Origin of the sequence: Pseudomonas sp. JZ114, assembly GCF_051027705.1 — a bacterium.
Classification (GTDB): domain Bacteria; phylum Pseudomonadota; class Gammaproteobacteria; order Pseudomonadales; family Pseudomonadaceae; genus Chryseomonas; species Chryseomonas luteola.
This window is the reverse complement of sequence record NZ_CP069257.1, coordinates 109221-133321: the sequence shown is the minus strand read 5'-3', so window position 1 is coordinate 133321 and position 24101 is coordinate 109221. Positions and strand designations below refer to the sequence as shown.

Sequence of the window (24101 nt, the reverse complement as noted above, 5' to 3'; positions counted from 1 at the left end):
AGCCTGCGGCTGCCTCATCTGGATAACGGGTTGCACATGTCCCCTAAGGATCTGCTTCTAGCCCTGGTCGTCATTGTGGCGTGGGGGCTTAATTTCGTGGTGATCAAGATCGGACTGCATGGCGTACCTCCCATGCTGCTTGGCGCGCTGCGCTTTACCCTGGCTGCCTTACCGGCAGTTTTCTTCGTCAAGCGACCCGCCATTTCATGGAAATGGTTGCTGGCCTACGGCGCCACCATTTCATTGGGCCAGTTTTCCTTTCTGTTTTCGGCCATGTATGTGGGTATGCCCGCAGGTCTTGCCTCTCTGGTACTTCAAGCCCAGGCATTTTTTACGTTGCTGATGGCCGTTCTGTTTCTGGGCGAGCGCTTCCGCCCCCAGAACCTCATCGGCCTTATCATTGCTGCAGGTGGGCTGATTTTCATCGGACTAGAGAGTGGCGGAAACCTGCGTGTACTGGGCTTTGTCCTCACCCTTTGCGCGGCCGCCATGTGGGGGATGGGAAATATCGTCACCAAGCGTATTGGTCAGGTCGATATGCTGGGGCTGGTCGTATGGGGCAGCATTGTTCCACCGATCCCCTTTTACCTACTGTCGTACTGGCTTGAAGGTCCTGACCGGATAGTAAGCGCCCTGCAAGGGATCAGCACGTCATCGATTCTGGCGGTCGTTTATCTGGCCTTCGTTGCTACTTTGCTGGGCTACTGCCTGTGGAGCCGTCTGCTCTCGCGTTATCCGGCAAGCCAGGTTGCACCGTTTTCGCTGCTGGTGCCAATTATCGGTATCGCTTCGGCAGCTGTATTTCTGGATGAGCAGCTCACGTCGTTCCAACTGGTCGGTGCCCTGCTGGTCATGGGAGGCCTAGCAGTCAATGTGTTTGGTGGCCGTCTGTTTGCACCGCGGCAACGTGTATTGAACTGACACACCTGTTCCTGCTGTTTTCTTTAGCGAGCCGTCCTCCAGCGGTTCGCTTTTTTTTGTAAAAACCCGTAAATCCGGCAACAGTTAAACGCACCTTCCGCCGATACCTTTTCATCAAACTGCCACTTATGGCATTGCTGGAAAGGTTTCATGTTCAAACGTTCGAAAGCCACCAGCCAACGTACTCATCGAGTCGTATGGCCCTTCATCTTTATCGTCTGCCTGCAGGCGCTGGTGGCTGTTGCCAGTCTGAATCTGCTGTCGACTGTCAGAGGCTATGTGACGGCTGAGAGCTTATGGAGCAAAAGCCTGGGCAACGCCATGCTGGCGTTGAACACTTACATCGATACGGGCGAGCCGAGCCACTACCAGATGTTTCTGGACTACTTCAAGGTCAATCAGCTCGATCGGCAGGCGCGTGACCTGCTAGCGGCACGTGGCAATCCTGAAGAGGCTTATAGACTGCTGGTTGCGGCGGGCAATCACCCTGCTGACATGCCGGGTATGATCCGCCTGTTTCGCTGGGCTCATACTGTCGATCCACTTCGGCAAGTTATCAATCACTGGCATGTGACCGATCCTCATATGGATGAGCTTCAGGCTTTGGCTCAAACGGTATACGCCCGCTCAGCGGACGCGTCGCTGCGAGACCGTGAGCACTGGAAGCAACAATTGCTCATGCTGCATAACCGTATGCTGCCGGAAACCATTGCCTTTTCTCGTGTGCTAGGGGAAGCCTCACGTCACTTCATTCACGTCCTGCTTCTCATCAATTTGGGAACTGCTCTGCTGCTGGTGGGCCTGACGACCTGGCGGATGCATACGCTGGTCATGCAGCGCCGCGCGTTCGAGCAAGCACTTCAAAAAGAGAAAGAACGGGCACAGATTATCCTCGCCTCTATCGTCGATGCCGTTATGGCAATCAATGCCAATGGGCGTCTGGAATATCTCAATCCGGCCGCGGCGCGCCTGATTGGTCATACAGCGGAAGCGGCTGTAGGAAAGCCTGTCGATACGCTACTGGATATCCAGACTGAAGACAGTGGCACCTCGACCCCAGTGCCTGTCAGCACTCGGCTATTTGCAGGCGAATGGCAATCCAGCGACGTAACCACGCACTACACCTTGCGCAGCAGTAACGGCAAGTCACTTCCCGTTGCCCTTGCCAGCGCTCCATTGGGACAGGTGAATGGACAGGCGGGCGCTGTCCTGGTGTTGCATGACCGGACTCGCGAACGGGAATACCTTGATCAGCTGGCATGGCAGGCCGCTCACGATCCTTTGACAGGGTTGCTTAACCGACGCGAGTTCGAGCGGCGACTAACACTGCTGCTGAAAAACACACAGGACAAGCACGCGTCTCTGCTTTTTTTCGATGTAGACCAGTTCAAGATCGTCAATGACACCACCGGCCACTTTCAGGGCGACCGCCTGCTGCTGCAGCTCTGCACCTCCCTTCAAAGCCTCTTGGATGCCAACGACACGTTGGCAAGACTGGGGGGCGATGAGTTTGGTGTATTGCTGGAAAACTGCACCCCTGAGGCTGCCGAGTCCCTTGCCGAGCGCTTGCGGCTGCTGGCCCGCAGTCAGGACTTCCAGGCAGCAGGCCAATCCTTCAAGGTGGGCCTGAGCATCGGTATCGTCCATCTGGGCGGCCGGGAACTCAGTAGTGAAGATGCCCTACGCATGGCGGATCTTGCCTGCTATGCCGCCAAGGACAAAGGCCGCAACCGGATCCAGGTCTACACCTATGATGATAAGGAAATGACCCAGCGTCAGGGCGAAATGACCTGGGTGCAGCGAATTCACAAGGCACTGGACGAGGATCGCTTCTGTCTGTACGCCCAGCCTATCTATGGAGTTGGCCCACAGACTGCACATGATCGCCATGTCGAGGTCCTGCTCCGGCTTCACGACGAACAAGGCACGCTGATAGGCCCGTTCGCGTTCATTCCTGCTGCCGAACGCTACGGCCTCATGGGACTACTGGATCGCTGGGTCATCAACGAGGCCTTTGCTATCTGCGCCACCTTGCCACCGGAGCTGTTAAGCGTATGCGCCATTAACCTGTCAGGCTCGTCATTGGGCGATATGTCCCTGATCGATTACATCCAGGATCGTTTGGCCCTGCACGCAGTTGCGCCCAACCGGATCTGCTTTGAGATTACCGAAACCCACGCCATAGCCAACCTCAATGCCGCACGTACGTTTATCGAGACCCTAAGAGAGTTGGGTTTTCGCTTCTCTCTGGATGATTTTGGCGCAGGGATGTCTTCGTTCACATACCTCAAACATTTACCGGTGGACTATCTCAAGATTGATGGCAGCTTTGTGAAAAACCTGCTGGAAGATCCGGTCGATCGAGCCACTGTTGATGTGATCAATCGTTTGGGTCATCTCACCGGCAAACGCACCATTGCCGAATTTGCAGAGACTTCCGCCATTATCGAGGCCTTGAAAGTGCTCGGCGTAGATTATGTACAGGGTTATGCCGTCTCCCACCCTCAGCCATTCACCCGTCAGATATGCGCTCAATGGGCTACCGAACTATGGGCGCCTGAGGAGCCTCAGGCAGACATAAAGCCTGTTCATTTCAACTGAATCTCTCACTGCCCCAACGGATCGGTTGGGGCACGTTGACTTTTAATCCCCTTCAGGTGCGTGGTTACACTTATAGACTGGCTGCGTAGCTCGGCCTAACTGATCTCGCTACTGTAAAAGGCACAGCTGGAGAAGCATTGATTCGTCCTAAACGATCCTGTATTGTTATGTTATAACATTTATAGGTTATTTCTTATGAACGAGCATGAGCTCATTGCACAACCTGTAGAAGCCTATATGAGTGAAGCCCAACAGGCTTTTTTCAAACAGCGGCTGGAGACCGAACGGAAAGAGTTGTCTCGCCAGATCGATGCTGAATTCCAGGCCCTACGAACGCTTGAGTATTCTGCAGATGCCGCGGACATCGCCACCCGGGAAGAGCAGCAGCAGTGGCAGCTACGCCAACTGGAGCGCCAGAAAAAGCTGATCGACAAGATCGACGCCGCTCTCGATCGCTTAGCTCAAGGTACCTACGGCTGGTGCGAGGAAACGGGTGAGCCTATAGGCCTTGGCCGGCTCCTGCTACGCCCGACAGCCACCCTTTGTATCGAAGCCAAGCAACGACAGGAACAACGTGAACGCCATGTCCGCCAGGATTGATCCTTCCCCTTCTCTTTCTTCATTGCCTGTAACGGTACTGTCCGGCTTTCTGGGTGCCGGCAAGAGCACCTTGCTGAACCATATCCTTAAAAACCGTGAAAACCGGCGGGTTGCGGTCATCGTTAACGACATGAGCGAAGTCAATATCGACGGAAGCGAAGTGCAACGTGACGTCAGCCTCAATCGCGCGGAAGAAAAACTGATCGAAATGAGCAACGGCTGCATCTGTTGCACGCTGCGTGAAGACCTGCTTGAAGAAGTCAGCCGCTTGGCACGTGAAGGCCGCTTCGACTACCTGCTCATCGAGTCGACTGGCATTTCCGAGCCGCTTCCGGTTGCCGAGACGTTTACCTTCCGAGACGAACAGGGTACCAGTCTTGCCGATCTCGCACGGCTCGACACATTGGTCACCGTTGTAGATGGTGTCAACTTTCTGCAGGATTACCAGAATGCCGACAGCCTGGCTTCGCGCGGTGAGACGTTGGGTGACGATGATGAGCGCTCCATTACCGACTTGCTGATTGAGCAGGTAGAGTTTGCAGACGTCATTCTGATCAGCAAGATAGACCTGATCAGCCAGGCCGAACGTGAAGAACTCGTTGCGATTCTGAAGCGACTCAATACGCATGCCCGTATTCATTCAATGGTAATGGGTGACGTCCCACTGGATATGATTCTCAACACCGGCCTTTTCGATTTTGAACGCGCCGCACATGCGCCGGGCTGGCTCAAGGAAATGCGTGGCGAGCATATTCCTGAAACGCAGGAGTATGGCATTGCCTCTACGTCCTATAAGGCACGCCGCCCCTTTCATCCCCAACGTTTCTTCGACTTTCTGAATCAGGATTGGCATAACGGGCGACTGCTTCGCTCCAAAGGATACTTCTGGCTGGCCTCCAAGCCAGAAGAAGCCGGTAGCTGGTCTCAGGCGGGAGGGCTTATGCGCCATGGCCCGGCGGGCCAATGGTGGCGCTTCGTCCCTAAAACGTCCTGGCCTCAGGATGAAGAAAGCCTGGCGAGCATCATGGCTTGCTGGAACCCGGAGGTAGGCGACTGCCGCCAGGAACTCGTGTTTATCGGTCAGAATGTGGACTTCAACCTATTGAAGAATGAGCTTGACTGTTGCCTGCTAACCAATCAGGAGTTTGCACTAGGGTCGCACGTCTGGCGTACCTGGCCCGATCCTTTTGGGGACTGGACAGACGATCAGGCAACCAACTGATCGGCACCACAGTAGATTGTAGAAGCGTGCTTCGCTCTTTCATGCCGAACATTACTTGGTCGCACCGTTGTGCCTGAGTGTAGAACCTGCCTTAAACCCTTTACGTTATTCAGGCTCAAGCATGGATAGCGGCTTGAGGGTTATCATGGGCGTTTAATGGGACGTGTCATCCCTTACAAGGAATATCATGCGGTTTGCTTGCGTTAAATCGGCGATGCCTGCTCGTCGACTCATTCCACTGCTGGGATTACTTCTGGTATCAGTCACCTCATTTACCAGCGTTGCCTTGGCTGAAAACCATACGACCTATCCGCTTACCATGAACAATTGCGGACATACACTGACCTTTGCGGATTCGCCCAAGCGAGCCGTTACGCTGGGACAGGCCAGTACAGAGTTGTTGCTCTCACTGGGCCTGGCTGATCGTATGGTGGGAACAGGCATCTGGTTCGGTCCGATTCAGCCCACCCTCAAGGCCGATAACGATAAGATTCCTCGGCTTGCTGATAACGCACCCAGCTTTGAAGCGGTCGCCAACACATCGCCGGATTTCGTCGCTGCGCAATACACCTACCATGTTGGTCCGAATGGCGAAGTGGCCACGTTCGAACAGCTGGCGTCACTGGGTATCCCTGCCTATATAGCGCCGAGCGATTGCGAGGGGAAAGAGGTAACGGCTACGTCCAATGCCGACGGTAGCCGCACCAAACCGTTCACGCTCGATCTGATAACCCAGGAAATTCACGAGCTTGCACGTATTTTTGATGTCCAGGCGCGCGGCGATGCCCTGGCCCATCAGTTGGATGAGCGCTTGAAGCAAGCTATTGCCCAAGCCGGGCAACACACGCATATGCCTCAGTCGGTCGTGTACTGGTTTTCCAGCTCACGCCTGGAAGGTGATCCATGGGTAGCCGGTCAGCAGGGTGTCCCGGCGTATATTTCAGAGGTGCTCGGCCTGAATAACGTTATCCAGAGCAACGATGAATGGCCCAGCGTCAGCTGGGAGCAGATTGCCGCCCAGGATCCGGATCTGCTTGTCATCACGCGGATGGAGAGACGCCTCTATCCGGCAGACGATGTGGAGAAAAAACTTGCCTTTCTTCGCAGCGATCCCGTAACACGTCAGCTCAAGGCCGTCCGGAATAATCAGATTATCGTTGTGGATGCGCAGTCACTTAATCCTTCGATGCGCGTTCTGGACGGTATCGAGGCGATTTCCAATGCTCTGGAAACGTCTCACTCCAGGCCAGTCCAATGATACAACCGCTGTCCAATGATCGCGGCAGGCCCTGGCGCCTGCTGTTTGCGTTGCTGTCACTGGTTTCGCTGGGCGTTTCGATATTAATGGCGGCATCGCTGGGAGAAATGCAGATTCCCTTCGATATTACGCTGAAGGCCATCCTCAATGGGCTGGGCTGGGGAGACTATGCACTTAACCCAATTCAGCAGGGCATTGTCTGGGAATATCGACTGAGCCGCGCTCTGGTCGCTGCATCTTGCGGTGCCGGATTGGCATTATGCGGTGCGATTCTGCAAGCTCTCCTACGCAATGCGCTGGCCGAACCCTACGTGCTGGGCATTTCGGCGGGTGCGTCTACCGGAGCGGTTGTCGTTATGTTGCTGGGCATAGGTGCCGGCACCCTAAGTCTCTCAGTTGGTGCATTCCTAGGTGCAGTGCTGGCCTTCGTACTGGTTCTGCTTCTGGCAGCAAAGCTCAACAGTGGACCGACCCGCATTTTGCTGGCAGGCGTGGCAGGCTCCCAGCTTTTCAACGCCCTGACGGCGTATATCGTGTCAACGTCCGCCAACGCCGAGCAGGCTCGAAGCGTGATGTTCTGGCTCCTGGGGAGTCTGGGCGGTATCCGCTGGCCGGACGTCACCCTAGCCGTGGGTGCGGTCGGCATTGGCCTGGTAGCCTGTCTGTTTTTTGCCCGTACGCTGGATGCGTTCTCGTTTGGTGAAGAAACCGCAGCCTCTCTGGGTGTTCCGGTAATCGCCGTGCGCCTGATTCTTTTTGCGCTGACAGCACTGATTACCGCTACGATGGTCAGCCTTGTAGGCGCGGTAGGGTTTGTAGGCCTGGTCATTCCCCATGCCGCACGCTTTCTGGTAGGTCCGTCGCACACTCGACTTCTGCCCGCATCCATTTTGCTGGGTGCCAATTTTCTCGTGCTGGCGGATATCGTCTCTCGCATACTGGTTCCCCATCAGGTCCTGCCTATCGGGGTCGTGACCGCGCTGGTAGGTGCGCCGGCCTTTGCGCTGATCCTGTATCGTACGAGGACATCACCATGACCCTGGCTGCACATCGCGTCTCCTGGTCGGTGAGTCGTCGCCTGCTGGTGGATGGCGTAACGCTGGAAATTCCCAAGGGAGGCGTCATAGGTCTGATCGGCCCTAATGGGTCGGGAAAATCTTCGCTGCTCCGGTTGCTGGCAGGCTTGCGCACCCCTACGGACGGCAGTGTCACGCTGGATAACGACCCGGTAAGCCGCCTGCCTCGCCGTACGGTGGCGCGGCGAATCGCTATGGTCGAGCAGCACGCTTCGACCGAGGCTGACCTATCGGTCCTGGAAACGGTACGCCTGGGCAGAACGCCTCACCGAACAGTACTCTCGCCCTGGACAGCTAGGGATGACCAAGTGGTGGAGCAAGCGCTACAGCATGTTGGCATGCACAACAGCCGGCATCAGCGTTGGCACACGCTTTCCGGTGGTGAGCGCCAGCGGGTACAGATTGCTCGCGCCCTGGCCCAGGAGCCAACCGAACTGTTGCTGGACGAGCCGACCAACCATCTGGATATCCAGCATCAGCTCGAGCTGCTTTCACTGATTCATCGCCTTCCACTGACCTGCGTCCTGGCCATCCATGATCTGAACCTGGCGGCTATGTTTTGCGATACGCTGGCCGTTCTACACAAGGGCCGCTGCATTGCCTCGGGACGGCCGCAGGAGGTGCTTACGGCAGAACTTATCCATTCGGTATATGGCGTCAGAGCAGAGGTAGCACCTTCCGCCTATCACGGAAGACTCCATATTCAATACCTGATATGAGTCGCGCCACGTCTCAAGTATCGAGGGGCCGGAATAACGCCTGCCTGTCAGCCCGAACCATAGCCAGTTTCAACAGCCATCTCACCCTGTGTATGTCTTCTTTATCCGACTGATACAGCCAGTACCGTCACCATCGCCAACCCACTCGGCAATGCCGCCTTACTAGATCGCTTGTAAAAATTACGTGAAAAAAATGTTTAACCTTTGTGGACGATTCTGAAAACGGGATCTTTTTGAGTGAAAGGAATCACACTCTCAAAAACATATTGGCTTTGAAAGGAACTAACCCCATTTTTGCCCCCCAATGCAATTCATGTTTGGGCAACTGCCTGCTGTGTTTGCATCGCAGGGCTAGCAGTGTCCAGCTTTAACTCAGTTACCGCTATGCAGTAAGGACACCTAATGGAATGGTTCCACGTATTAATCCTTTCACTCATTCAAGGGATTACCGAGTTTCTACCTGTCTCCTCCTCCGCACACCTGATTCTACCCTCCCAGCTCTTTGGCTGGCCGGACCAGGGGCTCGCCTTTGATGTGGCCGTACATGTAGGAACCCTTCTTGCGGTGGTTCTGGCCTTTCGTCATGAGGTTCTGGCGACAGCCATGGGCTGGACCCGACAAGTCGTAACGCGCCAGTCGAGCCCGGAAAGCCGGCTTGGCTGGGCGATCATTATCGGTACTATTCCAGCGGCACTGGCAGGCCTCATGCTGGAGCATTACATCGAAAGCTATGCCCGTGCAGCCTTGGTAATCGCGACCTCCACCATCGTTTTCGGCTTGATCCTGTGGTGGGCGGACGCCAAAGGCAGCCGTACCCGGGACATGGATAGCCTGAGTTGGCAATCAGCCCTGGTGATTGGTCTGGCGCAAGCACTAGCGCTGATTCCCGGCACATCACGCTCCGGTATCACCATGACCGCAGCGCTACTGCTTGGTTTTACGCGTCAGGCAGCAGCCCGTTTCTCCTTCCTGCTGTCGATTCCGCTCATCCTGGCTGCTGGCGGACTCAAGACCGTTGAACTGATCCAGACGGGCACCGATGCACAATGGGTCGATATTGCCTGGGGTGTCGGGCTGTCGTTCATCTCAGCATTGCTGTGCATCAAGCTGTTCCTGAAGGCCCTCGACAAAATCGGCATGCTGCCATTTGTGATCTATCGCCTCGCGCTTGGCGCAGTGCTGTTCGCCTTGTTCATCTAAATCACTCACACAGGGCGGTCTGCTACAGACGGGCTGCCCTGGTGAAAACTAGATGTTTTCATCGCAAAAACAAAAACCCGCCGAAGCGGGGTTTTTTACTCACTCTCTCTGCATCCTGCAGAGCAGCCATCCTGGCTAATCAATCATCCGTGATCTGATGCAGCACATCCTGTGCTCAAGTGATGCGCATAGAATACAGAGCAATACAGGAACGCCATAGCGCCAACCCTGGACACAGCGTGTAAGCCTTTTGCTATACCGAGCGGGAAATAGGCTGACGCGATCCCCCCCGCTCCCAGCATTGGCAGATGGCAGAGCTCAGTTGCCGCTGGGAGCCTGACTTCCCTTTAGCCAGCAGAAGGACTCAGGACGAAGCATAAGTACCTGCCCTTGGGGAATCAGCAGATGTGGCGCCTGTTCGTATGGAATACATCCATATAGTGCCATCAGCGTTCGGATAATGCCCGCATGGGCAACCAGCACGGTGTCTTGCTTCAGATCTTCTCGAAAATAAGCCAGCCGAAGCAGGGCCTGGGCATAACTTTCGCCCTCTTCGAACTGGAAGTTAAAGGCGTCCTTTCTCCAGTGGGTAAAGGCCTCAGGATAGCGGCCCTCAATCTCATCCCAACGAAGCCCCTCCCATGTACCAAACGAAATCTCAGCAAGGCGTTCGTCGGCACGATACTGCTCGGGTGGCAACGTGAGCTGGGCCCGAACGATCTCCATTGTTTCACGGGCGCGAATCAGAGGACTTGAAGCGAAGTCCAGCGCACCAGGACTGGGTAACAGCCAATCGAGCAGAACCCCCACCGCCTGTGCCTGCTCTCGACCCTTGGCGTTGAGCGGTATGTCTCGGCGGCCCTGCATGCGACTCTCAACGTTCCAGTCGGTCTCTCCATGCCGGATCACATAGAGCGTTGGTGCCTGAGCAGTCATCACATGCTTCCTTATCGGATCAGTTAAGCGGCGGGACCACAAGCCTATCACTTCACCTCTTCATATAAACACCTTATGGCCTCTTGCCGTATCGGTAGCCTGAAAGAGCGCTTGATGGATGCGTCTACTATCAAAAGAGATCCAGCTGAACATCGATCAACCTGGCGAACCGGTCATTCACGAAAGGCAGGATAGCGTCAGCGATGGGCTTGAGCTGGCGCTCGATGTAATGGTCATAATCCACCGGCGATCGACGCGCTTCGAGCGGTTCCGGGCCGGCTTTCGTCATCAGGTAACTGATCCATCCGCCGTTCTGGTACTGCCTCGGTCGACCTTTTTCGTCGTTGTAAGCATCTGCCATGCGGGCCGCTCGTACATGCGGTGGCACATTGCGCTGGTAGTCATCCAGGCGACGGCGCAGGCGCTTACGATAGACCAGCAGCTCGTCCAGTTCGCCTGAGAGGGTCTGGCTGACATAGCGCTGGACGTAATCCTGGTAGGGCTCGGCATTGAAGATGCGTAGATAAAGCTCCCGCTGAAAGCGCTGGGCCAATGGCGACCAGTCGGTGCGTACCGTTTCGAGCCCTTTAAAGACCATCTCGTCCGTGCCGTCAGCGCCTTTTATCAACCCCGCATAGCGTTTTTTACTACCCTCTTCAGCACCGCGAATGGTGGGCATGAGAAACCGATGGAAGTGCGACTCGAACTGCAACTCAAGGGCACTGGCAAGGCCGTAGGTCTCCTGTAGATGCTCGCGCCACCAACGATTGATGAGTTGGACAAGAGACCGACCTATTTGCTGAGCCTCGGCCTCGGCATGGGGCCGACCGAGCCAGACAAAGGTCGAATCGGTATCGCCGTAGATGACGGTATACCCCTGGGCCTCGATCAACTCGCGCGTCTGGTGCATGATTTCATGTCCGCGCATCGTGATTGATGACGCAAGACGGGTATCGAAAAATCGACAGCCGCTTGATCCCAATACACCGTAAAACGCATTCATGATGATCTTCAGAGCTTGGGAAAGCGCCTTGTTCTGTTCCCGCTTGGCCGCCTCACGCCCTTCCCACACACGCTCCACCATCGCGGGCAGACAATGCCGGGTGCGGGAAAAGTGCGCACCCTTGAAACCAGGAACAGCGTAGTCATCGCCGGGTTGGCGCAGCCCCTCGATCAGCCCCACCGGGTCAATCAGAAAGGTCCGAATAATCGACGGATACAGGCTTTTATAATCCAGTACGAGCACAGAATCATACAGCCCGGGCCGCGAGTTCATGACGAACCCTCCCGGGCTCGCCTCCGGCACCTTTTCGCCCAGATTGGGCGCAACGAAACCCTGCCGGTGCATGAGTGGCAGGTAAAGGTGCGTAAAGGCTGCCACCGAACCACCGCTACGGTCTACCGGCAGGCCCGTTACGCTGGCTCGCTCCAACAGGAAAGGCAGAAGCTCCGTCTTTTCAAAGATGCGGGTAACCAGCTCGCAGTCCTTGAGGTTGTAGCGTGCAAGCGAAGGTTTATCCTGCGCGAACATGCGATTGATCGATGCCATCCGTTGATAGGGATTATCGATGGCTTTGCCTTCGCCCAAGAGGCTCTGGGCAACATTCTCCAGGCTGTATGAGGAAAAGGACCACGTAGCTGAACGCAACGCTTCAATTCCATCGAGTATCAACCGTCCCGGTGCTGATACGAAATAGTGCCTATGTTCGCTCCCCTGCTCCCTCCATTCGACGGCCTCGTCACCACGCCCCAGCATGAGCGGCATTCCGAAGCGTTGCGCATGCTCCCGCAGGATGCGTAGGTCGAACTGTACGAGGTTCCACCCAATAATGGCGTCGGGATCATGCAAGGTGAGCCAACCATTGAGCCGCTCAATCAGCTCGGCACGTGTCTGGCAGTATTCCAGGCAGAAATCGACTGCCTCGGCGTCACCGTTAGCGGGTCCGAGCATATAGACCTGCCGCTGGCCACACCCGTGCAGACCTATGCAATACAGATCGCCTCGTTCATTAGTTTCGATATCCAGGGAGACCAATTTTAAATGCGGTCGGTAGTCAGGGGCGGGCTTGAGCTGGGCCCGCAGGACTACGCCGTGCGCATCAGGAGTACCGGAGAACCAGACAGGAGCTGTAATGAAGCGCTCCATCAGATATCGCTCGGGTGGCCGGATGTCCGCTTCGTAGATATCCAGCCCGGCGTCCTTGATCTGTCTGGCAAGCTGGATCAGCTGTCGATGCTGGTGGCAATAAAGCCCCAGGACTGGCCGATGACGAAAATCGGACAGCGCCAGCGGGCGTAGTTCCACCTCCCGCTCGTGCTCAATCAGTCGACGAATCGGCTCAACCTGTTCCAGCGGCACAAATGCAACGGAACGCTGCATGGCCAGGCGTACCCGCCGTGGTCCCTGATCGGTCGCCAACCAGAACTCTACTTCCGTACCGGCCGCTGTATCACGCCAGTGGCGGGTCAGAACGAAACCCTGTTGTAGATCCACCGCTACTTCCTCAGTACTAACCGCCGCATTCTACCCAGCTGCCGCGTCATGCCTGTATTGGTAACTCACGTGAACAAGGGATAGAGTTGGATACATGCGCCACGTGCGTTGGGAATCTTTTCGCGTCAGGGAGAAGCCAATGATACAAATTGCTGTGATTTCATAGCTCGCCGGTGGTCAGTACCGAAGAGAACACCCTGCACTACACGATCGCCTCGGCGATCATCATCCTGATGTTACACGCGTTAGCGTGGTGGTATTCGTCATAAGGAATCAAGCATGGCTCCAAGACACGTTATCAATGCCTCCGTCAGCCCCAAGGGGAGCCTGGAAACACTTTCGCAACGCGAAGTACAACAACTGAGTGCTGCCGGTTCAGGAAGCGTCTACACCCTGTTCCGCCAATGCGCCTTGGCGATCCTCAACACAGGCGCCCATAGCGATAATGCCAAGACCATTCTTGAGGCTTATCAGGATTTTGAGGTTCGCATCCATCAGCAGGATCGAGGCGTACGGCTGGAGCTGATCAACGCACCGGCAGATGCCTTCGTCGACGGCGAAATGATTGCCAGCACTCGTGAGATGCTGTTCAGTGCACTACGGGATATCGTCTACACCGAAAGCGAGCTGGAAAGCGTTCGGATCGACCTGAATACCTCGCAAGGCATTACCGATTACGTATTCCACCTGCTACGTAATGCCCGCACCCTGCGACCCGGTGTAGAGCCTAAGATGGTTGTCTGTTGGGGCGGCCATTCAATCAGCACCGAGGAATATAAGTACACCAAGCGGGTCGGTCATGAATTGGGCCTACGCAGCCTCGATATCTGTACCGGTTGCGGCCCGGGCGTGATGAAAGGCCCAATGAAAGGCGCCACGATTGCCCATGCCAAGCAGCGGATCTCGGGCGGTCGCTATCTGGGTCTGACCGAGCCAGGCATCATTGCCGCCGAAGCCCCCAACCCGATCGTTAACGAGCTGGTGATCCTGCCGGACATTGAAAAGCGTCTGGAGGCTTTCGTACGGGTTGGCCACGGCATCATCATCTTTCCAGGTGGAGCAGGCACGGCGGAAGAGTTTCTCTACCTGCTCGGTATTCTCATGCATCCCGAAAATGCCGGCCTACCATTTCCGGTGATCCTGACCGGCCCAAGCAGCGCTGCACCGTACCTGGAACAGCTACATGCCTTCATTGGCGCCACATTGGGCGAAGCGGCGCAAAAGCATTACAAGATCATCATTGATGATCCCTCTGAAGTGGCGCGTGAAATGGCCAAAGGTCTCAAAGCCGTCAAACAGTTCCGTCGCGAGCGTAACGATGCCTTTCACTTCAACTGGATGCTCAAGATTGAAGAGGGCTTCCAGCGCCCCTTCGATCCAACCCATGAAAATATGGCGAGCCTCACCTTGAGCCGCGAGATACCGCCCCATGAGCTGGCCGCCAATCTGCGTCGGGCGTTCTCAGGCATTGTGGCAGGTAACGTCAAGGACAAGGGTATCCGGTTGATCGAGCAATACGGTCCCTACACAATTCATGGTGACCCGGCCATCATGAAACCGCTGGATCATCTGTTGCAGGCCTTTGTGGACCAGCATCGGATGAAGCTGCCCGGTGGCGCGCCCTATGTACCCTGCTACCGTGTCGTCACCTGAGCCAGATCTGGGAGAGCAGCCCATGCTCTCCCAGCCCTCGAACAACAGGATGTTCCACGTCCGCTCACCCGTCATCCTTTTGTCATATTCTTTGGCTTTACTCAGCGATTTATTACTCCTCCGTTTTGGGCTGGCATGGATCAATCGCTGCTTTCAGGCGTGCAATACTCTGACCTTTCCGGAATCCTGTATGGATTCATATTCCGCCCCGGCGAGCCTGGCGAACAGATCGACACACTTCGAGTAACGGAGGCACTTGAGCGACTAGAGGAGCGAGACGAGTTTGTCTGGTTGCATCTGAACCTGGCCCATGCCGCTTGCAAACGCTGGATGATGACCCACCTGGATCTGCCCGACTACTTTTTTGAAATCCTGAGTGAAGGGTCACGCTCTACTCGTCTTGAACATGTCGATGCAACCCTGCTCGCGGTTGTCAACGATGTCGTCCTGAACTTCGGACAGGCTTCCTATGATGTAGCCACGCTGTATGTCTGTGCCAACCGGCGCATGCTGATCAGTGTACGGCATCAACCGCTTCGGTCGGTGGACCGCCTGCGCGCGGCGGTCAAGAAGGGCGAGGGTTTTCGCTCCCCGCTGGAACTCCTGATCCACCTGCTGCGTGACCAAGAAGAGGTACTTACCCAGATCGTTCGAGAAACCAACCTGAGTGTTGATCGTATCGAAGACCGCCTACTTTCTACCCGACTTGCCGACAACCGCGCCGAGCTTGGCAACATGCGTCGTACCCTGGTGCGAATCCAACGCCTGCTGGCCCTAGAACCCAACTCCCTGATGCGGCTGCTCAATCGCCCGCCGCGCTTTCTCATGGAGGAGGATGTAAGGGAGCTACGGGCAGCGACCGACGAGTTTTCACTGGTTATCAGCGACTTGGCCGTGCTGATTGAGCGGATCAAACTCATTCAGGAAGAAATCGCCGCACAGATCAACGAACAAACCAGCCGCACCCTTTTCACCCTGACACTGGTCACGGTGCTGGCCTTGCCGATCAATATCGTGGCAGGTTTCTTTGGAATGAACGTGGGCGGCATCCCCCTCGCCGATGCGCCTCACGGCTTCTGGATATTGGTCATCCTGGTTGCCAGCTTTACCTTATTGGCAGGACGCTGGGCCTTCAGGAAAAGAAACGACTATTGAGCGTCTTATTAGCGCGGGCTGACCCCGGCGATCAAAGGTGTTCCGCTAACCGGATCCTTCAATAGAACACAGCGGACGCCATATAAGGTCTCAACAAGCTCAGGGGTGACAATGTCGGCCGGGACACCTTCAGCAATAATACGACCAGACTGCATGGCGACCAGATGATCGGCGTAGCGGCAGGCCTGAGAGAGGTCATGTACCACCATGACCACCGTCTTGCCCGCATTGGCCAGCATGCGAATCAGCTCAAATACCTCCAGTTGATGCCCAAGGTCCAATGCAGAGGTTGGCTCATCAAGCAGGAGTAGCGGCGTCTGCTGAGCAATGGCCATGGCAATCCAGGCACGCTGGCGCTGCCCACCCGACATCGAGTCAAGCGGCCGCTCGGCCAGTTCAATCAGATCCGCTGCTTTTAATGCCGCATCAACAACAGCTTCGTCATCTGTAGACCATTGCCTTAGCAAGCCCTGATGAGGCTGCCGGCCAAAGCGGATTAGGTCAGATACGGTCAATCCATCCGGTGCGCTGGCATCCTGGGGCAGCAGTGCAAGCTGTCGGGCAACCTGCCGGGAAGGCAGCTCACCAATGACCTTCCCATCGAGTAGAACCGCACCCGCACGCGGCTTGAGCAGTCGAGCAAGACCCGCCAGAAGCGTAGACTTCCCGCACCCATTGGGCCCTACAATAGCGGTGACCCGCCCCGGCTGGATTTTAAGATTAAGCCCATTGATAATGGTCGTCTGACCATGAGCAAGCTCGAGAAGACGGGTCTCCAAAATAACCGAATGCTCGTTAGTCGCCATCAGCAACGGTGAAACAGTACTACTCATAACGACTTCCGGACAGGTTGACGCAGTAAAATCCAGAGCAGGTAAGGTCCGCCGATGACAGCAGTCACTACACCTACTGGAATTTCGATAGGAGCAAACCAGGTTCTTCCCACCCAGTCTGCCAGGATCATCAGAAGGGCTCCTGCTAATGCAGAGGTCACGATAGGGACACCGCGTTGTCCGACCAGATAGCGGGCCGCTTCGGGTGCCAGCAAGGCGATAAGCCCAACAGGACCGGCAACCGCGACCGCTAACGCCGTGAGCAGAACAGTTAGCATAAGAATCTGTACCCGGGCCAGGCGTATACGCACGCCCAGCCCGATGGCGACCGAATCGGAAAACCTGAGAACCTCTAGGGTGCGTCCCAAGATCTTGGCTAGCGGTAAACCTATCAGCAAACCAATAGCCAACAATTGAATCGAGGCTGGAGAGCGCGCGTTAAGACTGCCAACCGTCCAGGGATAGGCCTGGTTGGCCGCATCGATGGACGAACGTGCCAGCATCAGATTAGTCAAGGCGCCAAACAATGCACCAACTCCGATTCCAACAACAATGAAGCGATACCCACGTGCGCCTGCACCACCGCCCAAGGCAAACGCCATGGCCGCTGCGGTTGCCGCACCACTCAAGGCAAGGGCTGATGGCGCGAGGCTTGTCGAGACAGCAACGATGGAAGCGACAGCAAAGGCCGTTGCACCATTGTCGATACCAATAACCCCGGGCGTTGCAAGCCGATTACGTGCCAGGGTTTGTAACATGCACCCTCCCAACCCGAATGCGGCCCCTGTCAAAAGTCCAGCCAGGAGCCGGGGAAAGCGAAGCTCTTGAATCAAAAATAAATGCATGGGATCGCCGTGCCCGATGACAGCCTTCAGCGCCAGCCAGGGATTAAGCCCGGTTACGCCATACGCCAGGCTGATACCGCTCATGAGGATCAACAGCACCGTCAGGCACAGCGCAACGACACTGCCTCTCCGCGAGACGAGTACACTCACCTGACGGCCTGCCTGTAGCCACCAAAACCGAGCTGTAACTGGAGATGAAAAAGGTTTGGTCATAGGGAAGGCAGGCGATGTTGACGGACGACTATCATCAGGATTGGCGCACCGATGAAGGCAGTCACAACACCAATGGGAAGCTCGTAAGGTTTGACCAAAAGGCGCGACAAGATATCAGCCAATAGCAGCACCGCGGGCCCCAGGACAAGTGATAATGGAAGGACACGGCGGACATCAGGCCCGACCATTCTCCGCGCCAGGAACGGCACAACCAATCCGACAAAGCCAATAGGCCCAGCTACTGCAGTGGCAGTCCCTACTAAAATGGCAACGCCTAGTAGTGCGATCAATCGGGTCAATTGAGGGTGATGCCCTAATCCAATGGCCATACGCTCTCCCAAGCTCAAGGCGGCCAGGGGTCTGACCAAAGGGGCCACGACCAACAGGCCTGCCAGTGTGCCCGGCAGCGCCCAGGACAGGGTATCTGCGGGCCTGCCTGCCAAGGCGCCAATGACCCAAAACCGAATTTCATCGGCAGTACGCTGGTCATACAGGAGCAGTAAGGTACTGGCGGCGCCCAGAATTCCTGTGAGCGCCATTCCCGCCAGGATCAAGCGAACAGGGTCGGCGTCAAATCCGCGCACTTGAGTCACCGCCACAACGAGCAGGCATCCAAGCATGGCTCCAGTAATGGCCATGCCAAGATTGACAGTAGCTGCGCTGGCGCCGAGCGCAATGGCAACCACCATGGCAAAGGATGCACCAGCGCTAACACCCAGGAGTCCGGGCTCCGCAAGCGGATTGCGGGTTGCCGTTTGCAAAACGGCTCCACCAACGCCAAGGGCCATACCCACCAGAAGTCCCAGTAACGTGCGCGCCCCACGCAGCTCGAGGACAACAAAGCGAGCTTCATCGTCCCCACCCCCAAGCAAGACATTGATGCTACGGAGCACGGAAACTTCCCCAGCACCAAGCAGCAAGCTGGTGAGCAGAATCACCAGCAGCGTTAGACAACAGGCAATGAACGGAACACCCAAACGAGGCGAAGCGGACACCTTCATTTGAGAACGATACGCTCCACGTCATCCAGTACATGCTCAGCAGCCAGCGGACCTGACCCGCTGCTCCACACCTGCCCATCAACCGTGGCCACCTGCTTCGCCTGAACGGCCTTCAAGCGAGTAAAGGCAGGCTGCTTGCGAGCAGCCTCCAAGGCCTCGTCACCCTTCTCATTCAAGGTAGCCAGGAAAATCCAGTCTCCATCAGCGCTTGACAGGTTCTCAAGGCTCAAGATATCGCTATGAGGACGATCTTTGAGCTCTGAGGCCAGTTGCGTACTGGCAAAGCCTAGTTGCTCCAGTAACTGGCCTGCAAAGAGATGGCTCGACATGACCATCGGTCCCTGAGGATTCCAACGAACAACCGACAACACTTGCCCTGGTTTGACTTGCGTCTTCAATTTGGCAACACGCTGGTCTATCTGATCGAACTGCTTTTTCAATTCATCACTACGGTTGAGCGCCTGGGCATAAAGCTCTGCGTTGGCTCGCCAGTCAGCTAACGACTCCCCTCCTTTTGGTACTACCGTCGGAGCAATCAGGCTAAGTTTGGCATATTGTTCTTGCGGTAAATCCTGTCGCGCCAGGATAAGGTCCGGCTTCTGGTTGAAAACTGCCTCCAGATTAATTTCACGAGCCGTACCCACGATAGCGGGCTGCCCCGCCTGATCCTGCAGATAGTTTGATACGCTGGTGCCACCACGACTCGCCAGCGTAGCGACTGGTTTAATACCTACTGCCAGCGCGGTATCCATAGCCGCCTCATCCAGCACCACGACCCGCTTAGGTGTATCCGGGGTTTTCAGCTCGCCGTGGGCAGTGGAAACAGTAGCCGCCAAAGCCGAACCTGCTGTGGTAGTTAGCACGAGACTGCACAAAAGAACACTAAGACGGAAAATACTGGAATCAACACGCTTCATGACACAACTCCACAATAGAAATACGGCACGGGCAGCGGGTTAGCCAGGCGGCCCGATTTAATAACATTAAAACGAGGCGGTAAAGGAAGCAAAATACGCACGACCCGGCTCGTTGTATGTAACCGCACCGGCGCTCGAAGCGTTGCCCTCTCGATAGATGCGCTTGTCGAACAGATTATTCACACCAAAACGCACTTTGTAATGCTCGTTAAACTCATAACCACTGCTGACGCCTACCAACGTATACGGATCAATGTCCTTCTGGGCAGCAGCCTCATAATCCGTATTGGTACGCCGAGAGTATGAAGGAGCCTCCTGCTTTCCATAATGGGTAACATTAAGCTGTGCAGAGAGTTTTTCAGTGACGTACCAGTCCAGCGTACTGTTGATGGTGTATTTGGGAATAATGCTTAAAGGATCGCCTGTCTGCTTGTCCTTGGATTCGATCATATAGGTAAAGTTGGTGTTCCAATCCACGGTATCAGTCAGCGGAATGAACAGGTTGCCTTCAACCCCTTGGACAACCGCCTTACCGGTGTTCTCCCACTCCAGTACACGAGGCCCGGTGTCGCCCAATCGATAGATAAATTCGTTTCCGCCCACGATTTTGTTTTTGTAATCGTTACGGAAATAGGTCGCACTGGCTCTCCATGTTCCGACATCATAAGCCAGACCCAGCTCCTTATTGATGCTGATTTCAGGCTTTAAGTTTTCGTTACCGACCAGATAGCAGCCTCCGTTTCCAGACGTAATCGCTGTACAGCCGTTACCACGGCTGTACAGAAGATAGTTTGGATTGCTCTGATACAGATTCGGTGTTTTGTAAGCACGCGCAATCCCACCCTTGAACGTCAGTCGGTCCGTGATCTCATGGGACAAGTTAAGACTTGGGCTCCAATTATCACCATAGGTCTGATGGTCATCGAAGCGTAGTCCAGGGGTCAGCACCGTCCGGTCTGTAACCTGCACATTATCTTCAACATAAAAGGCGTAGCTGTTGGCTGTCGTCTTGGTCTGGGTGCGATCAAAACCTGCTATCTGGCCAGGCTCAGGATCAGAAGACTGAGCACGCAGAGAACCAGGGTCACTTAGCGACTCGTGTAAATACTCGGCGCCAATGGTTAAGACCTGAGGCATTGCGCTGTCGATAGGCAGATCAAGATTGCCAAAGGCGCGGGTATTGCGCAGGCGCGACATAAACGCGCCATCCCCTTCACTTGGCCCACCCTCTGTACGGCCTGAAAGTCCCTCGTTCAGACGCCAGTTGCGGGTGTAATCATAGGAAAGGCCCAGAGTGGAATTACCCCAGTCCCACGTTCCCTTATGCTTCAACGTAAAGCTGGAGCGCTGCAGTACATTGGTTTCATGGCCATACAGACTTCGAACAAAGGCATCGTTGCCGCCAGAGTTATTGAGCATCGTGTCGCCGGCATAAATGTTGCCCTGGCGGCTGTAGGAAGTTTCAAAATCGAGGACTTGCTGCGGATCAAGTTGCCAGCTGAGTAGCGCATTGATGTCCTTGTTGCGTACGCCTTCCCGACCCGCCGTGACACTACCTTCCGAGGCCTGATGTCCTTCATTGATGCTCAAAGCATCTGCATCAGTCCTGGCGATATTGCCATAGACTCGAAATGCCAGAGCTTCCGTCAACGGACCGCTCAGGTTGAAATTGGCACGGCGTCCGTTGCCTTCGTAGCCGCTTTCGGGTTCCAGGGCATAAAACGTCATCGAGCCATGCCATTGCTCCGTAGGACGCTTGGTAATGATGTTGATGACCCCACCCATGGCACCGGAGCCATAACGGGCCGCCGCCGGGCCACGCAGGATTTCGATACGCTCGACTTCTTCAGCTGGAACCCAGTTCGTCTCACCCCGCGTATCACGGTCACCGTCCCAACCATAGCGGACGGCATTTCGGGAGGTACTGGGCAGGCCATCGATCAGAATCAGCGTGTTCTCAGGCCCCATACCTCGCAAGTCGATTTGCCGATTGTTACCGCGCGCGCCACTGGCACTGTTGCCTGTGAGATTGACACCGGGCTGGCGCCGAATAATCTCCGACAGATCATTGGCCGGTGGTTGCCTGGCAATATCCTCTGCAGTAATCACTGAGGAACCCAAGGCCTGCCTGGCCTCTTCCTCGGCGGTACCCATAACCGTGGTAGCTTCCATCTCAACCGGCTCGCTGGAGCCATACTGGGCAAGCGCAAGGCCGGAATGACTGGCAAGAGCCCCACACAGTACGATGCTCAGTCGCGTGGATGAATGAGGAATACGCAGCATGACCAACTCCTGTTCTACAAATCTCGAAACGAGACCGCTCCAAAGTTGGCGCAAATGCTATTCATTCCCATTTGAGAAGAAAGCTTTTTTACAATCTATACAATTTCAGCAGCAGGCAAGCGCACGGTTACACGAAGCCCTGGATTGCAGTTTTCAGCCCAGATAGCGCCGCCCTGGATCATCAGTGCCGATCGGGCGATGGAAAGACCCAGGCCGAATCCGTCACCGCCAGGCCGGGCACCATTGAGCCGGGTAAACGGCTCGAAGATGTAGTCGAGCGCACCTTCTGCAACCCCCGGACCTTGGTCTTGTATCCACAGCAACCACTCGCTGCCCTCACAATGCCCCCCCAGAATCACATATCCTCCTTCCGGTGAGTAACGAATCGCGTTGCGCAAGAGGTTTTCCAGGGCACGGGCCAGACTATTCAAATGAGCTTGTACACAGCAATTGTCTGGTAAGCGATATACAAAAGCGTCTCGTGACCAACCAGTCTCGAAACAGGCATCCTCAATGAGGATATTCCAGAGCGACTGCATGCTGATCGGCTCGCATAGCAGCGAGGGCCTATCCGTATCCAGCCAGGCCAGCTCTAGTGTGGTCTCGACCAGCTCCTGCATACCGGCTAACTCACGCTCAAGGCGGGCACGCAACGTATTCGCATCCTCGGAGGACTCGCACAGCACACGCAGCCGTGACAGCGGTGTGCGCAGCTCATGGGACATATCTCGCAGAAGTCGTTGCTGGTAGTCGACATGACCTTCCAGCCGCTCCGCCATGTGATCAAAGGCGCGTCCCAGCTCACCCAGCTCATCGCTGCGAGCGCTTACGCCGATTGTAGGCTTTCTGCCTGAGCGACAAGCAGAGGATGCCTGCTCTTGGAGCCATCTCAAAGGCACCATGAGCTGACGATAGAGCAGAATACATAACAGAAACATGGTAGCCATGGGAAACAGCCCATGGATCACCAGACGGCCCAGAACGGAAGGCTTGCCGGACCACATGCGCTCGGGCAATTCCATTGCCAAACGGCCCGCTTCAGGGTGTTGAGGAAATGGAATATCCATTACAGGCAATTCGGTAGCACGGCCACTCAACGGCCAATCCAGACGGCGCATAAAGCTGAACCGATCGGCATCACTAGGCGTCAGAGCGCGCTGACCTAACGGCTGATAAAGACGATCAACTGCTACAGCCCAAACCTGTTCTCCCTCTCGGATACGTCGTAATGCAGTTTCAACGCCCTCCTTGCCTTGTGTCCTCCATGCCTGTTCAACGGAAGCAGCATAATTCAGCAGTTCCTCTTTATCGGCTTGTGCCAGTTCGTAATGACTGTGCTCCATGCTGCGTCCCCAGCTTAAGCTCAGCCAGACGATGACCAGACAGGCGGCGATGGTAAGACCAGACAGCTTCCAGAACAGGGAATGCCGATACGGGAGTCGTATCATGAAGACGAACACACCAGCACGTAGCCTTTCCCCCAGGCTGTACGAACTTCGCAAGCCGAGTAATCAATGCTCTGGAGCTTGCGGCGAATATGGCTGACATGCATGTCAAGACTACGATCGTAGCGTGAGTAGGCACGTTGCAGGGCTTCCTGATACAACACTGGTTTGCTGAGTACCTCTCCAGCGTGCCGGTTCAATAGCTCGAGAATACGAAATTCCGTTGTGGTCAGTTCCGCCCATTGCCCCTTATAAACCACATCGGTCCGGATAAGATCGAAGTACAGCTCTCCCTGCACGGTTGGCGCTGTCTCCATGGCCGAGCGCTCAAACGCAATGCGCCGGAGCAGCGCTCCGATTCGCACATCCAGCTCCGCCATGCTAAAGGGCTTGGGTAGATAATCATCTGCTCCCTTTTGAAAGCCGACGATACGATCAGACTCGCTACCCAGCGCCGAGACCAGGATAACCGGCACGGCACTATAGGAACGAATCTGCTCCAGTAGGTGAAGCCCATTGCCATTGGGTAACAGAATATCCAGTACTACCAGATCGAACACCTGCTCTTTCAACAGTGCGGCGACTCGACAGGCATCACTGCATAGCACTACCGCATGTCCCCTCGCCGATAGCTGAGCCTGCAGGTGCATACCCAACACCGGATCGTCTTCAACGACAAGAATATTGAGCAGGGAAACAAAGGAATTCATAGCGTTTGGGGAACAGCCA

Annotated in this window: 19 protein-coding genes; 10 read left to right on the top strand and 9 right to left on the bottom strand. The window is 55.6% G+C overall.

Features of this window, described 5'->3' with window-relative positions; all coding sequences use genetic code 11:
* The first annotated feature begins 36 nt into the window (after positions 1-36).
* The 8 genes from JQR90_RS20090 (at position 37) to JQR90_RS20055 (ending at position 9597) form a co-directional block, all read left to right on the top strand.
* Entirely contained in the window at positions 37-921 is an 885-nt protein-coding gene (locus tag JQR90_RS20090) for an EamA family transporter (protein ID WP_434141131.1), read from the top strand.
* A 150-nt stretch (positions 922-1071) separates the two neighbouring features.
* Positions 1072-3522, top strand: a complete 2451-nt coding sequence (locus tag JQR90_RS20085; protein ID WP_434140916.1) for an EAL domain-containing protein — start codon at positions 1072-1074, stop codon at positions 3520-3522.
* Positions 3523-3717: 195 nt separating this feature from the next.
* Positions 3718-4122: an RNA polymerase-binding protein DksA gene (gene dksA, locus JQR90_RS20080; protein ID WP_010798957.1), complete on the top strand. Its 405-nt coding sequence runs from the start codon at positions 3718-3720 to the stop codon at positions 4120-4122.
* The gene (gene zigA, locus JQR90_RS20075) at positions 4106-5344 is read left to right on the top strand and encodes a zinc metallochaperone GTPase ZigA (protein WP_051370266.1); all 1239 of its coding nucleotides are present in this window, start codon (positions 4106-4108) and stop codon (positions 5342-5344) included. The genes dksA and zigA overlap by 17 nt, the downstream gene beginning before the upstream one ends.
* Positions 5345-5531: 187 nt before the next feature.
* A complete protein-coding gene (locus tag JQR90_RS20070) occupies positions 5532-6602 on the top strand; it encodes an ABC transporter substrate-binding protein (RefSeq protein WP_010798955.1) in 1071 nt (356 codons plus the stop codon).
* Positions 6599-7639, top strand: coding sequence for a FecCD family ABC transporter permease (locus tag JQR90_RS20065; RefSeq protein WP_010798954.1), 1041 nt, complete (start codon positions 6599-6601; stop codon positions 7637-7639). Before JQR90_RS20070 ends, JQR90_RS20065 begins: the two co-directional genes overlap by 4 nt.
* Complete coding sequence (locus JQR90_RS20060; protein WP_010798953.1) at positions 7636-8397, top strand: ABC transporter ATP-binding protein; 762 nt, start codon at positions 7636-7638, stop codon at positions 8395-8397. Before JQR90_RS20065 ends, JQR90_RS20060 begins: the two co-directional genes overlap by 4 nt.
* Before the next feature lie 402 nt (positions 8398-8799).
* On the top strand, positions 8800-9597 hold the full coding sequence (locus JQR90_RS20055; protein ID WP_010798952.1) for an undecaprenyl-diphosphate phosphatase: 798 nt from the start codon (positions 8800-8802) through the stop codon (positions 9595-9597).
* 318 nt (positions 9598-9915) lie between these two features.
* Here JQR90_RS20055 and JQR90_RS20050 read toward each other — a convergent pair whose 3' ends face one another.
* Together JQR90_RS20050 and JQR90_RS20045 are read right to left on the bottom strand one after the other, a co-directional pair.
* Positions 9916-10533, bottom strand: a complete 618-nt coding sequence (locus JQR90_RS20050; RefSeq protein ID WP_010798951.1) for a histidine phosphatase family protein — start codon at positions 10531-10533, stop codon at positions 9916-9918.
* A 130-nt stretch (positions 10534-10663) separates the two neighbouring features.
* The gene (locus tag JQR90_RS20045) at positions 10664-13027 is read right to left on the bottom strand and encodes a DNA polymerase II (RefSeq protein ID WP_010798950.1); all 2364 of its coding nucleotides are present in this window, start codon (positions 13025-13027) and stop codon (positions 10664-10666) included.
* A 279-nt stretch (positions 13028-13306) separates the two neighbouring features.
* Between JQR90_RS20045 and ppnN the strand changes: the two genes are divergently transcribed.
* Both ppnN and JQR90_RS20035 read left to right on the top strand, forming a co-directional pair.
* Positions 13307-14680, top strand: a complete 1374-nt coding sequence (gene ppnN, locus JQR90_RS20040) for a nucleotide 5'-monophosphate nucleosidase PpnN (protein ID WP_010798949.1) — start codon at positions 13307-13309, stop codon at positions 14678-14680.
* Positions 14681-14815: 135 nt separating this feature from the next.
* Positions 14816-15835 (top strand): transporter, encoded by a 1020-nt coding sequence (locus tag JQR90_RS20035; RefSeq protein ID WP_010798948.1) that lies wholly within the window; start codon positions 14816-14818, stop codon positions 15833-15835.
* An 8-nt stretch (positions 15836-15843) separates the two neighbouring features.
* Here JQR90_RS20035 and JQR90_RS20030 read toward each other — a convergent pair whose 3' ends face one another.
* The 7 genes from JQR90_RS20030 to JQR90_RS20000 form a co-directional block, all read right to left on the bottom strand.
* On the bottom strand, positions 15844-16668 hold the full coding sequence (locus tag JQR90_RS20030) for an ABC transporter ATP-binding protein (RefSeq protein ID WP_010798947.1): 825 nt from the start codon (positions 16666-16668) through the stop codon (positions 15844-15846).
* On the bottom strand, positions 16665-17726 hold the full coding sequence (locus JQR90_RS20025) for a FecCD family ABC transporter permease (RefSeq protein ID WP_010798946.1): 1062 nt from the start codon (positions 17724-17726) through the stop codon (positions 16665-16667). The genes JQR90_RS20030 and JQR90_RS20025 overlap by 4 nt, the downstream gene beginning before the upstream one ends.
* Positions 17723-18727, bottom strand: a complete 1005-nt coding sequence (locus JQR90_RS20020) for a FecCD family ABC transporter permease (protein ID WP_010798945.1) — start codon at positions 18725-18727, stop codon at positions 17723-17725. Before JQR90_RS20020 ends, JQR90_RS20025 begins: the two co-directional genes overlap by 4 nt.
* Complete coding sequence (locus JQR90_RS20015; protein WP_019364542.1) at positions 18724-19644, bottom strand: ABC transporter substrate-binding protein; 921 nt, start codon at positions 19642-19644, stop codon at positions 18724-18726. Before JQR90_RS20015 ends, JQR90_RS20020 begins: the two co-directional genes overlap by 4 nt.
* A gap of 66 nt (positions 19645-19710) precedes the next feature.
* Positions 19711-21927, bottom strand: coding sequence for a TonB-dependent siderophore receptor (locus JQR90_RS20010; RefSeq protein WP_010798943.1), 2217 nt, complete (start codon positions 21925-21927; stop codon positions 19711-19713).
* Positions 21928-22022: 95 nt separating this feature from the next.
* Positions 22023-23375: a sensor histidine kinase gene (locus JQR90_RS20005; protein WP_010798942.1), complete on the bottom strand. Its 1353-nt coding sequence runs from the start codon at positions 23373-23375 to the stop codon at positions 22023-22025.
* Positions 23372-24082: a response regulator transcription factor gene (locus JQR90_RS20000; protein WP_010798941.1), complete on the bottom strand. Its 711-nt coding sequence runs from the start codon at positions 24080-24082 to the stop codon at positions 23372-23374. Before JQR90_RS20000 ends, JQR90_RS20005 begins: the two co-directional genes overlap by 4 nt.
* Positions 24083-24101: the final 19 nt, after the last annotated feature.